The sequence below is a fragment of the Vibrio sp. NFR genome (assembly GCF_027587095.1).
Taxonomy (GTDB): Bacteria; Pseudomonadota; Gammaproteobacteria; order Enterobacterales; family Vibrionaceae; genus Vibrio; species Vibrio harveyi.
The window spans coordinates 227,341-241,801 of the sequence record NZ_JAPPTN010000003.1; the positions used below are offsets into that span (position 1 = coordinate 227,341).

Consider the following 14,461-nt stretch of genomic DNA (forward strand, 5'->3'; position numbering starts at 1 on the left):
CCATGCTCTTCCTTTTTGTTATCTTTTACTGGTAACAGTCCTTAGTAATATTGATCGCAGTTACCATGCAACTGTGGGTTGTCTTCTATTTCATCAAAGCTTACCGCAAGCTGCTCTTCTGACCCCTGCTTCACCAATAGAACGGTTTCAGCTTCTTGATCGACGACCAAGATGGTTCCAACACCTTGCTGACACTCTACAACCATACCTTTACGGATTCGACTCGCTTCCATCATCTTCTCCTTCACAAAGTTGTTTGGTTCTGACTCTGATACGGCAAGCCAAAAGAAAGGATCAAAAAAGCCGATCCTAAGATCGGCTTTCTTTGCTATTTGTCTTGTTTACATGCTTTGTATGTAGAGACGCTTATTTTGCGAATTCAACACCAATGTTGATATCACCATTTAGCGTTTCTAGCATGCCATCAAGTGCCGACTTCTCGTAGTCGCTTAATGCGCCGTAGCTTAGAACTTCTTCTACGCCATCTTTACCTAGCTTCACAGGTTGCGCGAAGTAAGGAGCATGCTCGCTATCGCCTTCAACATATGCACACTCGATCACGCCTTCTTCACCTTGAAGAGCACGAACTAGCGCTAGACCAAAGCGACATGCCGCCTGACCCATAGACAGAGTTGCACTACCGCCACCCGCTTTTGCTTCTACAACTTCTGTACCTGCGTTTTGGATACGCTTCGTCAGAGCTTCTACTTCTTCAGCCGTGAACTCAACACCTTCAACTTGAGAAAGTAGAGGAAGAATAGTTACGCCAGAGTGACCACCGATAACAGGCACGCGGATATCACCTGGATCTTTGTCTTTTAGCTCAGCAACGAATGTTTCTGAACGGATAACATCTAGCGTCGTTACACCAAACAGCTTGCGCTTGTCGTAAACGCCTGCTTTTTTCAACACTTCAGCAGCAATTGGCACCGTTGTGTTCACTGGGTTAGTGATGATACCTACACATGCTGTTGGACATACAACGGCAATCTTCTCTGCTAGCGATTTAACGATGCCAGCATTTACGTTAAACAGATCCGCGCGATCCATACCAGGCTTACGAGCCACACCAGCTGAGATTAGCACCACGTCCGCACCTTCAAGTGCAGGCGTTGGATCTTCACCAGCGTAACCTTTGATAGAAACTGGAGTTGGGATATGGCTAAGATCAGCAGCCACACCAGGAGTTACTGGAGCAATATCGTATAGGGCTAAATCAGAACCTGCAGGAAGACGGTTCTTAAGTAGAAGGGCCAGTGCTTGACCGATGCCGCCAGCGGCACCAATAACGGCTACTTTCATGTAGTTCTCCTTGAGAGTATTTCTCTTATAAACGTATTCGTAGGGTATTTTGTAACCAGCTGAAATAAAGCTATCGGAATCACAACTTGATTACAATCAATTAACGCCAGCTTTGCGACCTCGCGCAACTCACTGTTACCGTGCTACAAACAAAGGTCTGATTATTCTTTTATTCTGTTGAAATGACAAGAAATTCAACACAATAAATAGGTCAACGATTTCATACTTAAAGAATTCTATCCTGTTTAGGGTTTACAGTGATGGAATTAACATAATGTCGTGACTTTTTGGCACTGCATGAATATCTATGCGAGAATATGCAAAATTGCTGACCCTTGATAAGAGAATCATAACGACTATGCGCAATTCAGAAAAACAAGATAACTTAGTTCGCGCTTTTAAAGCCTTATTAAAAGAAGAGAGTTTTGGCTCACAGGGCGAAATCGTTGATGCACTAAAACAACAAGGTTTTGAAAGCATCAACCAATCTAAAGTCTCTCGCATGCTAACCAAGTTTGGTGCTGTCCGTACACGCAACGCAAAAATGGAGATGGTTTACTGTCTGCCTGCTGAGCTAGGTGTACCAACAGTGAGCAGCTCTCTACGCGAGTTGGTATTAGATATTGATCATAACGCCGCTTTGGTTGTCATTCATACAGGTCCAGGTGCTGCTCAACTGATCGCACGCTTGCTTGACTCTCTTGGCAAATCTGAGGGTATTCTTGGTGTCGTTGCGGGCGATGACACTATCTTCATTACCCCAACAATGCCAGTATCTACAGAACAACTGTTCAAATCTGTGTGTGAACTTTTCGAATACACAGGCTAAGTAACTGTTTGTGGGCTATGAAATTAATTGAATTTTGTAGCCCATTAAAAATGTAAATTTTTTGATTTTACAGCTTATTTTTCACCCAGCAATTTTGTGACCAACATCACGCTATTGATTTTTTTAACACCTCTTCTCAAACTCATCATAAGTATTTGTTCTAGAAAGAATTAACTTACAAATTTATCTCCACTCTCAGTCGCAACATTTAGACTTATTCGCTATAACTTTTAACAATCGGATAATTTTCTGCCAATTTTTTGTTATGATTCGCTCGCTTTTTCAAACGATTGGATTGGAAAAGATGCCGTTTCCAAATAGGAAACTCCTGAAGTAATTTATGGTTATTTCCGGGTTAATAATGAATATAAGGAAGGGAAATTCATGGCATTTAACAAACTTCTTAAAGTAGGCGCTATCGCTGCAGCAGTTATGGGCGCAGGCGCAGTTAACGCTCAAGAGTTTATTACTATCGGTACTGGCTCTGTTACAGGTGTTTACTACCCTACTGGTGGTGCTATTTGTAAATTGGTAAACAAAGGTCGTAAAGATCACAACATTCGTTGTTCAGTAGAATCGACTGGCGGCTCAATTTACAACGTCAACACAATCCGTGCTGGCGAGCTAGACTTTGGTATCGTGCAATCGGATTGGCAGTACCACGGCTACAACGGTACGAGCAAGTTTGCTGAACAAGGTCCGTACAAAAAACTACGCGCAATGTTCTCTCTTCACACAGAACCTTTTAACATCATTGCACGTGCAGATTCTGGTATCGAAAACGTTAAAGACCTGAAAGGTAAACGTGTAAACATCGGTAACCCAGGTTCTGGCGACCGCGCAACAATGGGTGTAGTGATGGATGCAATGGGCTGGACTAACGACAGCTTCAAGCTAGCATCAGAGCTTAAAGGCTCAGAGCGTTCACAAGCTCTATGTGACAACAAGATCGACGCGTTCATCTACATGGTTGGTCACCCGAATGGTTCAATCAAAGAAGCAACAACCTCTTGTGACGCGAAACTGATCCCTGCGACAGGCCCAGAGATCGACAAGATCGTTGCTGAAAACCCTTACTACGCGTTTAGCACAGTACCTGCTGGTATGTACCGTGGTACAGACAAAGACGTAAACAGCTTTGGTGTTGCGGCAACAATGGTAACAACATCAGACGTTTCTGATGATGTCGCTTACAACGTGGCAAAAGCGGTGTTTGAAAACTTCGACACATTCAAACGTCTACATCCTGCATTTGCAAACCTGAAGAAAGAAGACATGGTGAAAGCTGGTCTTTCTATCCCTCTTCACCCAGGTGCAGTGAAATACTACAAAGAAGTAGGTCTGCTTAAGTAAGCAACTACTGACTTCAAGCTCAGGCAGAAACGGATCGCTTTCTGCCTGATTGAGTATGCTGGCGGGACAGCCCCATCAGCATACTTTGTTCAATTTGCTTTATGCAATCTGCCGATTTCTTTCGGAAGTCGCGCTCATACCTAAGAAAAAGAAAACGCACCTTTACCACTCTCATCGTTCAATGAGTTTAAGGGTTATCGCGGTTCAATCGAAAGCAAACTTCGCTCTATTCACTACACTGTTATAGCGAAGCGAGGTTCTCGAAACACAAAACAGACAGGACCATCAATAATAAGGAAAAAGTACATGGCGACGAACAACACTCCGTCACAAGATGTGCAAGAGATGGTGGCTCAGGCAGACACAGGTGCGCGTAGCCCAATGGGCTTGCAAGGTCGAATCCTATGGTTCGTACCACTGTGCTGGTCGCTATTTCAATTATGGTATGCCTCTCCGCTACCATTTATTTTTAATTTTGGCGTACTCAATGACACTGAAGCGCGAGCAATTCATTTAACTTTTGCTACTTTTCTCGCTTTCACTGCTTATCCAGCAATGAAAAACTCTCCGCGTGATCATATCCCTTTGATTGACTGGATATTGGCACTAGCGGGCAGTTTTGCGGCAGCTTACATTTATATTTTCTACACTGAGCTTGCCGGCCGTTCAGGCGCACCAACCACTGTCGATATCGTGGTATCAGTCACTGGTATGGCATTGTTGCTTGAAGCAACACGTCGTGCACTTGGTCCCCCTTTGATGGTCGTTGCAGCCGTATTCCTGACTTACACCTTCGCTGGGCCATACATGCCAGATGTTATTGCTCATAAAGGCGCAAGCTTAAACAAAGCGATGTCGCATCTGTGGTTAACAACAGAGGGTGTATTCGGCGTGGCGCTTGGCGTATCAACGTCTTTCGTATTCTTGTTCGTACTGTTTGGTGCCATGCTAGAGCGCGCAGGTGCTGGTGCTTACTTCATCAAAGTTGCTTTCTCACTGCTTGGTCACATGAAAGGTGGTCCAGCGAAAGCCGCAGTGGTTGCATCAGGTCTATCCGGTCTAGTTTCAGGTTCATCCATCGCTAACGTAGTAACAACAGGTACGTTTACGATTCCATTGATGAAGCGAGTTGGCTTCCCTGGAACAAAAGCGGGTGCTGTTGAAGTTGCAGCCTCTACTAACGGTCAGCTCACACCACCTATCATGGGTGCAGCGGCATTCTTGATGGTAGAGTACGTCGGTATCTCTTACGTTGAAGTCATCAAAGCTGCTCTACTTCCAGCACTGATTTCTTACATCGCCTTGATTTACATTGTTCACCTAGAAGCATGTAAAGCTGGCATGACAGGGCTTCCTCGTCGCCACAACCCAACAATGCTACAAAGCCTATTGTCATTTACTGGCACTATTCTCGGTTTGTGCGTTATCAGTGCCTTGGTTTACTACGGTGTGGGTTGGACTAAAGACGTATTTGGCGATGCTGCTACAACCATCGTAACCATCGCGTTATTAATTGCTTACGTCGGTCTGGTGAAGATTTCAGCCAACCACGCCAAAGATGGTGCAATCGAAATTGATGCGGAACTCACTGAGGTCCCAGATCCAGGTCCAACAATTAAATCTGGCTTACATTTCCTATTGCCTATCGTCGTACTGGTTTGGTGTTTGACCGTTGAACGCTTTTCTCCGGGTCTATCGGCATTCTGGGCAACGGTATTCATGATCTTTATCTTGCTGACGCAACGCCCATTGATCGCATTACTGTCAAAACAAGGTGACTTGGTTGAACAAACTAAAGACGGCTTTGTTGACCTCGCAGAGAGCTTGGTGTCAGGCGCACGTAACATGATCGGTATCGGTGTCGCAACAGCAGCGGCAGGCACTGTAGTTGGTGTGGTCACCCTTACTGGTATTGGCTTGGTGATGACAGACTTCGTCGAGTTCATCTCTGGCGGTAGTGTCATACTCATGCTGCTGTTTACTGCGGTTATCAGTTTGATTCTGGGTATGGGTCTGCCAACAACTGCCAACTACATCGTTGTATCAACACTAATGGCACCGGTTATCGTAACTCTGGGGGCAGCTCATGGCTTGATCATCCCACTGATTGCGGTGCACTTATTCGTGTTCTACTTCGGTATATTGGCTGACGATACCCCTCCAGTAGGTTTGGCTGCATTTGCAGCTGCTGCAATTGCCAAGTCAGATCCGATTCGTACTGGTATTCAAGGCTTTACCTACGATATTCGGACTGCGATCCTGCCATTTATGTTCGTCTTCAACACTCAACTTCTATTGATGGGGATCGACACTTGGTGGCACTTAGCGCTGACCGTAATCTCTTCAATCATTGCCATGTTGATTTTCTCTGCGGCGACGCAAGGTTGGTGGTTCACACGTAACAAATGGTGGGAAACGGTCCTACTATTAGTATTAACGTTCTCTTTCTTCCGCCCTGGTTTCTGGTGGGACATGCTCTACCCAGCGAAAGTTCTTTCCCCTGGTGTTGAGATAGCTCAAATCACAGAAGGGCTAAATGTAGGAGAATCCCTAGAGTTACGTGTCGCTGGTGAAAACTTAGAAGGCGATTACATAGAGAAAACGGTACGTCTTCCGTTCGAAGATAAAGCGGCAACCGCTGAAGAACGTATTTCTTCAATGGGTCTAATGCTGACCGAGAACGACGGCAAAATGATCGTAGACATGGTTGAATTTGGCAGCCCGGCAGAATCTTCTGGTATCGACTTCGATTGGGAGATCAAATGGGTAGTTCAAGACGCCGATCGACCGATGAAAGAGTGGGTATTTATCCCTTGTTTGATGATTTTGCTGGTACTTGCCCTGAACCAAAAACGTCGTGCTCGTAAGGAACAGTTGAGCGCATAACCGATTTGGCCTCGAGGATACGGGGCCTTAATGAGAGACATTGAATGTACAAACAAATTCTTGTTCCGGTTGATCTAAATGACCAAGGCTTTTCTGACCGCGCCGTTGAATTGGCGGTATGGCAGGCGAAGCAAGCCAATGCTGAAGTGCACCTGCTGACAGTATTGCCAGGCATCCATATGTCAATGGTCGCGAGTTACTTTCCGAAAGATGCCGCTGCAAAAATGAAGCAAGACGTAAAGCAGCAGCTAAAAGCGTTTGCTGATCAGCATATGGACGACGAAGTGATTTACAAAGTGCATGTTGCGGAAGGTAAAGCTTACGCAACCATCTTAGATTACGCAGAACGTTTAGGTGCAGACCTTATCATTATGCCAAGCCACAAACGTTCGAAGATCAACAAAGTGATGCTGGGCTCTGTAGCGAGTAAAGTAGTAGAGAACTCACCAATCAACGTTATGGTGGTGAAGCCTCAAGGCTAACGCGCTCATTCAAACTCAAAATGAAAGAAAAGGTTGATGCTCGCATCAACCTTTTTTCTGTCTTGGGCTAATTATCTCGCTGCTTTGACAAAAGCCTTCAATGCTTCGCTGCAATGTTGAGCATTGAGTTCGCGAATTTTACCCGACGCTTCTACCTGACCACCAGCAACAAAAGCAAAGTGGCTGGCGATGGCTCTGGCATCACTCAAATGGTGCGTGACCATCAATACCGTAATGCCGCGTTCAGCAGCCAACTGTTTAACCAGTGTCAGCATCTCTTCACGCAGCACTGGGTCTAGTGCAGAAAAAGGTTCGTCGAGTAACCACATTGGATGCGGTTGAACAAAACAACGCGCAAGAGCAACACGCTGGCGTTGACCGCCAGAAAGATGTTCAGGTAAACGGTCCAGATACTCAGCAACACCCACTTGCATTGCTGCTTGCTCCACAAGAAGCTTTTGGTCTGTCGTGAGCTTTAACCCCGGATGCAAACCCAAACCGATGTTGTCTCTTACTGAAAGATGAGCGAACAGATTGTGTTCTTGAAACAACATTGAAAACGGACGCAGATACGGCTCTTTACTCACGATAGATGTGCCATCAACCAAGATATCGCCTAGGTCAGGATTAATGAATCCAGCAACCAAAGCGAGCAACGTTGATTTACCTGCACCGCTCGGTCCCATCAGCGACACGATTTGTCCGCGTTTAATCTCTAAATCAAAGCGAAATAGCTCACGTTGATAGGTGTACTGAACATCATCCAACACTAACATTATGCTTTCCCCTTTGTTTTTAATACTTTTTCAATCAAAGCAAAACAACCTACGCTGAGTAACAATAAAGTAACGGATACTACCGCTGCCGCATCCATTTGATAACTGCCCAGTAGTTGGAATAGATACAGCGGTAAAGTTCTAAACTCTTGCCCACCAAACAAGGCAATCGCACTTAAGTCACCAATCGCAAACATAAAGCTGATGGCAAAAGCATGTGCAAATGGCTTGCGCAGTGCTTGCCACTCCACGACTTTAAAACGCTGCCAACCGCGCATCCCCAAACTGGCGCACACGTACTGATATTGCTGCTCAATGTGCAACATGGGTTGAGATAAAGTTTTAATGACATAAGGCAATGCCATCAAGCCGTTAACCAAAATAACGACAAAAAACGCTAAGCTGAATACATCGGTAAACGATCGTAGTAACAGGAACAATCCCGTACTGATCACCAATCCCGGCGTTACTAAGATAATGGTTCCGATAAGCTCGATTTGGTCGGCGCGAGTGTTTTTGCACTGCAATCGCCAACGTCGGCTGGTCAGTAAAATCGACACGCCAGCAGCAACAGCAAGAGAGCTAGCGAGAACAGCGACTTTGATTGAATTAAGCAACGCGGACCAAAAACGCTCATCGGTCAATACCGTCCCAACTTGTTGGTTGATCCCACTGAACACCACCATCAAAAGTGGCGGTATTACTAGTAAAAAGGCACCTATGATCCAAAAGCTATCCCAAGCTTTTGACCACCCATGATCCTTCGTTAAATATTGCTGTACTGATGTACTGCCAGCGCTTACTGATACTGGCTTCGTCAACTTCTGTACGCCAATTGCTAACAAGCCACATAACAGCATTTGCCATAGTGCCAAAAGTGCCCCTGCCTGCAGATCAAAATCGAACTTAATTGCCTGATAAATGGCAAGCTCAATAGTGGTCGATTTCGGTCCACCACCCAGCGCCATCACGGTGGCAAAGCTGGTAAAGCAAAGCATGAACACTAAGCCGCTTACGTGTGGTAATTGCTGCCTTAGGCGTGACCATTCTACCCAGCGGAATTTGTCCCAATGGCTCATTCCAAGGTGCGCACACAGTTTATGTTGCTCTGCGGGGATCGACTCTAATGCTTGCAAAAGTAGGCGCGCCGCATAGGGCATATTGAAGAACACATGCGCAAGTAAAATTCCGTTCAGACCATAGATGGAAAACGGCAGCTCAGCGTCGATACTTTTTAGCCATTGAGCCAATAAGCCGCTATTACCGTAAATCGCCAATAAGCCAAATACACCGACCAACACAGGCAGAACTAAGGTAGACGCAAACAACTTTAATAGTAGAGACTTACCATAGAACTTACGTCGAGAAAGCGCGTGCGCCACAGGGATCGCCAAACCGACACTCAAAATCGTAGAGAGGAAAGCTTGGTAGAAGCTGAACTTGGTGACGTGCTGATAGTATGGATCTCCCCACACTATAGACACATCAAGAGAAGGCGCTTGGACAATCAAAGCACCTAGGGCAGAAATAACAAAGGTCGCGATAATCATCGCGACCCCTAACCCTATTTTCGGAACAGAATTCAAAAGTAGAACCTATCTTAGAACGTCAATGCGCTTTGCCATTCACGAATCCAAGTCTTGCGCATTTTTGCTACTTCGTCTGCACTAAAGCTCAATGGTTTACTTGGTATGCTTAAGGTTTCAAAGCCTTTTGGTAATTCAACGTCAGTCACTGGGTACATCCAGTTGCCTGTTGGCATTGCCGATTGGAACTCATCACTCAAGATGAAATTCATAAACTCATCAGCAAGTTCCGCATTCTTTGAGCCTTTAACCTTAGCCGCTACTTCTACTTGCATGTAGTGACCTTCAGAAAAATCTGCGCTCGTATATTTCGCATCATCTTCTGCAATCAAATGGTACGCGGGAGAAGTCGTGTAAGACAGCACGAGATCGGACTCACCGTTCAAAAACATCGAGTAAGCTTCTGACCAGCCTTTCGTAACCGTAACTGTTTTCGTTGCCAGTTGCTTCCACGCTTGAGTCGCATCATCGCCGTAGATGGACTTCATCCACAGCATCAAACCTTGACCCGGCGTCGAAGTACGAGGGTCTTGGTAAATCACTTTCAGATCATCACGCTCTTCCACTAGCTCTTTCATGCTTTTTGGAGGATTCGCCAACTTCTCCTTGTTGTACACAAACGCAAAGTAGCCGTAATCGTACGGTACGAAGGTCTTATCATCCCAACCATTAGGCAAGGTCGTCTTCGATGTATCAACATTGTGCTCAGCCAGAAGCCCAGTCTTTTTCGCTTCCGCCATCAGGTTGTTATCCAAACCTAACACGATATCCGCTTTGCTATTGTTTCCTTCCAAGCGAAGGCGGTTAAGGATTGAAACACCGTCATCCAGAGCAACGAAATTAACGTCGCAACCGCATTTGGCTTCGAACGCTTTTTCAACTTTAGGACCAGGTCCCCAATCGGCAGCGAAAGAGTCGTAAGTGTAGACAGTTAGGGTGTTTTCAGCGGCAAACGCTGAAGTAGAAGTGATGGCTGCAAGGGCAATCAGACTAAGAGTGGTTTTCACTGCTCGCTCTCCATTTGCATTAGTAAACATGAGTTGAGCGGCACAGGGTTGAGGCGGTATCTAGGACTTCCAATATCCAGACTCAATTCCTACGCCAGCATTATCTGGTTCAGGTAATACGGGTCCCTGTTTGCTCAACAACGTTAAGCGATTAGGTCTCAGCACCCAATGGTATTGATAAGGTCAATGCCAAATGGGTTTGCTCCCCGATGAGTTGGATGGATTGTAAAGGTCTTTTATTGATTACACAATCAACGTTGGTCATAACCCCAACGTGGCACCAAGCCTTGCTCAATGCCCAAGTGATCAAGAATTCTCGCCACCATAAAATCCACTAAGTCTTCAATACTCTTTGGTTGATGATAAAAACCAGGAGCCGCAGGCATAATGGTGACGCCCATCTGAGAGAGCTTGTGCATGTTTTCAAGATGCAGCGTAGAGAAAGGCGTTTCACGCACCACAAGTAATAACTGTCCGCGCTCTTTCATTACCACATCCGCAGCGCGTTCAATCAAGTTATCCGACATGCCATGTGCAATGGCCGCAACACTCCCCGCAGAACATGGGCACACTACCATTTGCTTTGGTGCAGCAGAGCCCGATGCTACCGGAGAGAACCAATCGTCTTTGCCACAAACGGTGATGTTATCTGGATTGCAGTTGAGATGCTCGACTAACGCCTTTTGCGCCGATTCAGGGCCACTTGGCAATTTCAGGTCATGTTCGGTCGCCATTACCACTCGCGCAGCCGAAGAGATCAGCACATACACGTGATAATCCGCGGCAACCAAGCATTCAAGAAGACGAAGCCCATACGGAGCACCAGAGGCGCCCGTTAGTGCTAATGTGATGGCTTTTTTAGGGGTTACTTTTTGCTGCATAGATGTCATTAAGCTTTATGTTTCAGTTGTTCTAGAAGCTTGCCGTGGATACCACCAAAGCCACCGTTACTCATTACGAGGATTTGATCACCCGGCTGCGCTTGCTCTACGATTTTTGCGACAAAGCTGTCCATCTCTGCGTCAACAAAAGCAGGTTGTTTACACTGGTCTGCAATCTCTTGTACCGACCAATCAATGTTGTCTGGTTGGAAGAGGAACACCTCATCAGCACTGTGCAATGAAGCCGCCAAAGTATTTTTATGAACGCCGCGCTTCATCGTCGCAGAGCGAGGCTCTAAAACGGCAAGGATACGTTTTTCGCCAACCTTGTTACGTAAACCACCCAATGTCAGTTCAATCGCCGTTGGATGATGAGCAAAATCATCATAAACCGTCACGCCTTGCTCTTCTCCTTTGAGCTCCAAGCGACGTTTGGTGTTAATAAAGCGACCGAGAGCCTGACAAGCCAGTTCTGGTGCCACACCGACATGGCGAGCAGCTGCGATGGCCATCAAAGCGTTATCCACGTTGTGGTCACCAACAAGCTCCCAATCTACAACGCCTACTTTCTCGCCTTGCAGCGACACTTCAAATTTCGAGCCATCAACAACCAGTTTGCGTGCTTGCCAATCACCATCGACACCAGAGAACTGCTTTTCTGTCCAACAACCACGCTCGATCACATCTTGCAGCGACTGATCTTGCTTCGGAGCCAAGATCAAACCGTTCCCCGGAACAGTACGCACCAAATGATGGAATTGACGCTTTATCGCCTCTAGATCGTCAAAGATGTCTGCATGATCGAACTCAAGATTATTCATGATCAGTGTGCGTGGGTGGTAATGAACAAACTTAGATCGTTTGTCGAAAAAAGCACTGTCATATTCGTCTGCTTCGACGACGAAGAACATGCTTTCACCCAAGCGAGCTGACACACCGAAGTTACCTAACACACCACCAACAAGAAAACCTGGTTGGTAACCGCAATCTTCTAAGATCCACGCCAACATACTTGAAGTGGTGGTTTTACCATGGGTACCCGATACCGCTAGAACCCAGCGATCGTGCAATAAGAACTCTTGTAACCATTGTGGGCCAGAGGTGTAACGCATATTGGTATTCAGCACATGCTCAACACATGGGTTGCCACGGCTCATCGCGTTACCAATCACCACAAGATCTGGTTGAGGGTCAAGTTGAGAAGGGTCAAAGCCTTCAATAATTTCAATACCTTGAGACTCCAACAGGGTACTCATTGGTGGATAAACATTGGCATCCGAACCCGTCACTTTATGACCTAGCTGACGCGCTAAAATTGCCGCACCGCCCATAAACGTGCCGCAGATACCCAAGATATGAATGTGCATAAACTTAACCTTGTAATGCGTTCTTTAATCCTTTCATTATCGTGATAACCACCAGAAAAGCGAGAGCCTTTCGCTGTGTTCTTGCAGTCTCTTTCACAAATCTGACAGGGCTTAGCACTGACTGACCAAGCATTAACCAAGTGACAGACTTCTTATGCAATAAGACAAATAAATTGAGATCTCAGTCGGTTACTTCATTACCATTAATAAGATCCACGTCATAAACTTACATCTAGCGCAATCGTTTAACATCCATAAAGAGATGACCCCATTGCGCGACACCCCCAACGAAATGAAAAATGTAAGGATAAACCATGTCAGGACTGCGCACCCTAGGCGAATTCATTGTTGAGAAACAAGCGGATTTCCCCCACGCTAGCGGTGATCTTTCATCTCTCTTAGCTTCCATTCGTTTAGCTGCAAAAATTGTTAACCGTGAAATTAACGCGGCAGGTCTTGGTGATATCACCGGCGCTGTAGGTACGGAAAACGTACAAGGCGAAGATCAGCAAAAGCTTGATGTATACGCGAACGACAAGTTCAAAGCAGCACTCGAAGCACGTGACCAAGTGTGTGGCGTTGCAAGTGAAGAAGAAGATGAAGCGGTTGCGTTCAACAAAGAACTCAACCAAAACGCAAAATACGTTGTACTAATGGACCCACTCGATGGCTCATCAAACATCGATGTGAACGTATCAGTCGGTACGATTTTCTCTATTTACCGTCGAGTTTCTCCTATTGGTACCCCACCAACAGAAGAAGACTTCCTACAGCCTGGTCACAAACAAGTGGCAGCGGGCTACGTGATTTACGGCTCATCTACTATGTTGGTTTACACCACAGGTAATGGCGTAAACGGCTTCACTTACGATCCATCGATTGGCAGCTTCTGTCTTTCTCATGAAAACATGATGATCCCAGAAGACGGCAACATCTACTCGATCAACGAAGGTAACTACATCCGCTTCCCGCAGGGCGTGAAGAAGTACATCAAGTACTGTCAGGAGAATGTGCCTGAAGATGGTCGCCCATACACTTCTCGCTACATAGGCTCACTGGTTGCGGACTTCCATCGTAACTTGCTTAAAGGCGGCATTTACTTGTACCCAAGCACGCAAAGCCACCCTCAAGGCAAACTGCGTCTGTTGTACGAGTGCAACCCAATGGCATTCTTGATTGAGCAAGCTGGCGGTCTGGCATCTGACGGTGTAAACCGCATTATGGATTTGAAACCTACCGAACTGCACCAGCGTGTGCCTTTCTTTGTGGGTTCAAAGAACATGGTCAACAAAGTCGAAGAGTTTCTTGAGCTGAATCGCGAAGAAGACTAATTTCAGACCTTTGTCCAACGCGGCAGGTGTTTACCTGCCGCGTTTTTGTCGTTAAAGTGAACTGCGTAAATGTTAGCCAGATTAAGCCTCTCAACGCTTAATCCTCAATGAAAAGGAATATTCAAATGAGCTTAAACAACGTACCAGCAGGTAAATCTTTGCCTGAAGATATCTATGTCGTTATTGAAATCCCAGCTAATGCGGATCCAATCAAATACGAAGTAGATAAAGACACTGGTGCTGTATTTGTCGACCGTTTCATGTCTGCGCCAATGTTCTACCCATGTAACTACGGCTATGTGAACAACACCCTTTCTCTAGATGGCGACCCAGTGGACGTACTGGTTCCGACCCCTTACCCATTAATGCCAGGTTCTGTGATTCGCTGCCGTCCAGTCGGTGTATTGAAGATGACGGATGAATCTGGTGAAGACGCGAAAGTCTTCGCTGTACCGCACTCTAAAATCTCAAAAGAGTACGAAGGCATTCAAGATGTTGACGATATTCCAGAGCTACTCAAAGCCCAAATCACACAGTTTTTTGAACGTTACAAAGAGCTTGAAGCAGGTAAGTGGGTGAAAGTGGATGGTTGGGCAGATGTGGCTGCCGCAAAAGCAGAAATCCTAGAATCTTACGAGCGTGCGCAAAACAAGTAATTGCG

The 14,461-nt window shown here is 46.0% G+C and carries 13 protein-coding genes; 6 read left to right on the plus strand and 7 right to left on the minus strand.

Translation table 11 applies throughout. From position 1 onward, the window contains the following. Positions 1-41: 41 nt before the first annotated feature. On the minus strand, positions 42-233 hold the full coding sequence (locus OH463_RS07485) for a hypothetical protein (protein ID WP_193222971.1): 192 nt from the start codon (positions 231-233) through the stop codon (positions 42-44). A 133-nt stretch (positions 234-366) separates the two neighbouring features. After that, the gene (mdh, locus tag OH463_RS07490; protein WP_005450494.1) at positions 367-1,302 is read right to left on the minus strand and encodes a malate dehydrogenase; all 936 of its coding nucleotides are present in this window, start codon (positions 1,300-1,302) and stop codon (positions 367-369) included. Positions 1,303-1,660: 358 nt separating this feature from the next. Here mdh and argR point away from each other — a divergent pair, with 358 nt between their 5' ends. The 4 genes from argR to OH463_RS07510 all read left to right on the plus strand — a co-directional run bounded on the left by argR (position 1,661) and on the right by OH463_RS07510 (position 6,852). Next, complete coding sequence (argR, locus tag OH463_RS07495) at positions 1,661-2,131, plus strand: transcriptional regulator ArgR (RefSeq protein WP_005430583.1); 471 nt, start codon at positions 1,661-1,663, stop codon at positions 2,129-2,131. 384 nt (positions 2,132-2,515) lie between these two features. Next, on the plus strand, positions 2,516-3,484 hold the full coding sequence (locus OH463_RS07500) for a TAXI family TRAP transporter solute-binding subunit (protein WP_009698854.1): 969 nt from the start codon (positions 2,516-2,518) through the stop codon (positions 3,482-3,484). Between the two features lie 306 nt (positions 3,485-3,790). Next, on the plus strand, positions 3,791-6,370 hold the full coding sequence (locus OH463_RS07505; protein WP_005450496.1) for a TRAP transporter permease: 2,580 nt from the start codon (positions 3,791-3,793) through the stop codon (positions 6,368-6,370). A 44-nt stretch (positions 6,371-6,414) separates the two neighbouring features. Continuing rightward, positions 6,415-6,852: a universal stress protein gene (locus tag OH463_RS07510; RefSeq protein WP_005450497.1), complete on the plus strand. Its 438-nt coding sequence runs from the start codon at positions 6,415-6,417 to the stop codon at positions 6,850-6,852. 71 nt (positions 6,853-6,923) lie between these two features. On the opposite strand, the gene thiQ is transcribed toward OH463_RS07510, so the two are convergent. The 5 genes from thiQ to mpl form a co-directional block, all read right to left on the minus strand. Beyond that, complete coding sequence (thiQ, locus tag OH463_RS07515; protein WP_269990941.1) at positions 6,924-7,628, minus strand: thiamine ABC transporter ATP-binding protein; 705 nt, start codon at positions 7,626-7,628, stop codon at positions 6,924-6,926. Continuing rightward, positions 7,628-9,214, minus strand: coding sequence for a thiamine/thiamine pyrophosphate ABC transporter permease ThiP (thiP, locus tag OH463_RS07520; protein ID WP_269990942.1), 1,587 nt, complete (start codon positions 9,212-9,214; stop codon positions 7,628-7,630). The genes thiQ and thiP overlap by 1 nt, the downstream gene beginning before the upstream one ends. Positions 9,215-9,228: 14 nt before the next feature. Next, positions 9,229-10,221 (minus strand): thiamine ABC transporter substrate binding subunit, encoded by a 993-nt coding sequence (thiB, locus tag OH463_RS07525; RefSeq protein ID WP_269990943.1) that lies wholly within the window; start codon positions 10,219-10,221, stop codon positions 9,229-9,231. Between the two features lie 251 nt (positions 10,222-10,472). Then, positions 10,473-11,111 carry a flavin prenyltransferase UbiX gene (locus OH463_RS07530; protein WP_017817249.1) on the minus strand — a complete coding sequence of 213 codons (639 nt, stop codon included), beginning with the start codon at positions 11,109-11,111 and terminating at the stop codon, positions 10,473-10,475. Next, positions 11,111-12,469 carry a UDP-N-acetylmuramate:L-alanyl-gamma-D-glutamyl-meso-diaminopimelate ligase gene (mpl, locus tag OH463_RS07535; protein WP_269990944.1) on the minus strand — a complete coding sequence of 453 codons (1,359 nt, stop codon included), beginning with the start codon at positions 12,467-12,469 and terminating at the stop codon, positions 11,111-11,113. The genes OH463_RS07530 and mpl overlap by 1 nt, the downstream gene beginning before the upstream one ends. Before the next feature lie 314 nt (positions 12,470-12,783). Here mpl and fbp point away from each other — a divergent pair, with 314 nt between their 5' ends. Next, positions 12,784-13,800 (plus strand): class 1 fructose-bisphosphatase, encoded by a 1,017-nt coding sequence (gene fbp / locus OH463_RS07540; protein ID WP_005450509.1) that lies wholly within the window; start codon positions 12,784-12,786, stop codon positions 13,798-13,800. Between the two features lie 125 nt (positions 13,801-13,925). Then, entirely contained in the window at positions 13,926-14,456 is a 531-nt protein-coding gene (ppa, locus tag OH463_RS07545; protein ID WP_009698861.1) for an inorganic diphosphatase, read from the plus strand. Positions 14,457-14,461 lie beyond the last annotated feature (5 nt).

Coding starts and splice junctions, on each gene's coding strand:
- argR (WP_005430583.1), top strand. CDS start 1,661: ATGCGCAATTCAGAAAAACAAGATAACTTAGTTCGCGCTTTTAAAGCC.
- thiQ (WP_269990941.1), bottom strand. CDS start 7,628: ATGTTAGTGTTGGATGATGTTCAGTACACCTATCAACGTGAGCTATTT.
- mpl (WP_269990944.1), bottom strand. CDS start 12,469: ATGCACATTCATATCTTGGGTATCTGCGGCACGTTTATGGGCGGTGCG.
- OH463_RS07510 (WP_005450497.1), top strand. CDS start 6,415: ATGTACAAACAAATTCTTGTTCCGGTTGATCTAAATGACCAAGGCTTT.
- OH463_RS07500 (WP_009698854.1), top strand. CDS start 2,516: ATGGCATTTAACAAACTTCTTAAAGTAGGCGCTATCGCTGCAGCAGTT.
- OH463_RS07505 (WP_005450496.1), top strand. CDS start 3,791: ATGGCGACGAACAACACTCCGTCACAAGATGTGCAAGAGATGGTGGCT.
- OH463_RS07530 (WP_017817249.1), bottom strand. CDS start 11,111: ATGACATCTATGCAGCAAAAAGTAACCCCTAAAAAAGCCATCACATTA.
- mdh (WP_005450494.1), bottom strand. CDS start 1,302: ATGAAAGTAGCCGTTATTGGTGCCGCTGGCGGCATCGGTCAAGCACTG.
- fbp (WP_005450509.1), top strand. CDS start 12,784: ATGTCAGGACTGCGCACCCTAGGCGAATTCATTGTTGAGAAACAAGCG.
- OH463_RS07485 (WP_193222971.1), bottom strand. CDS start 233: ATGGAAGCGAGTCGAATCCGTAAAGGTATGGTTGTAGAGTGTCAGCAA.
- ppa (WP_009698861.1), top strand. CDS start 13,926: ATGAGCTTAAACAACGTACCAGCAGGTAAATCTTTGCCTGAAGATATC.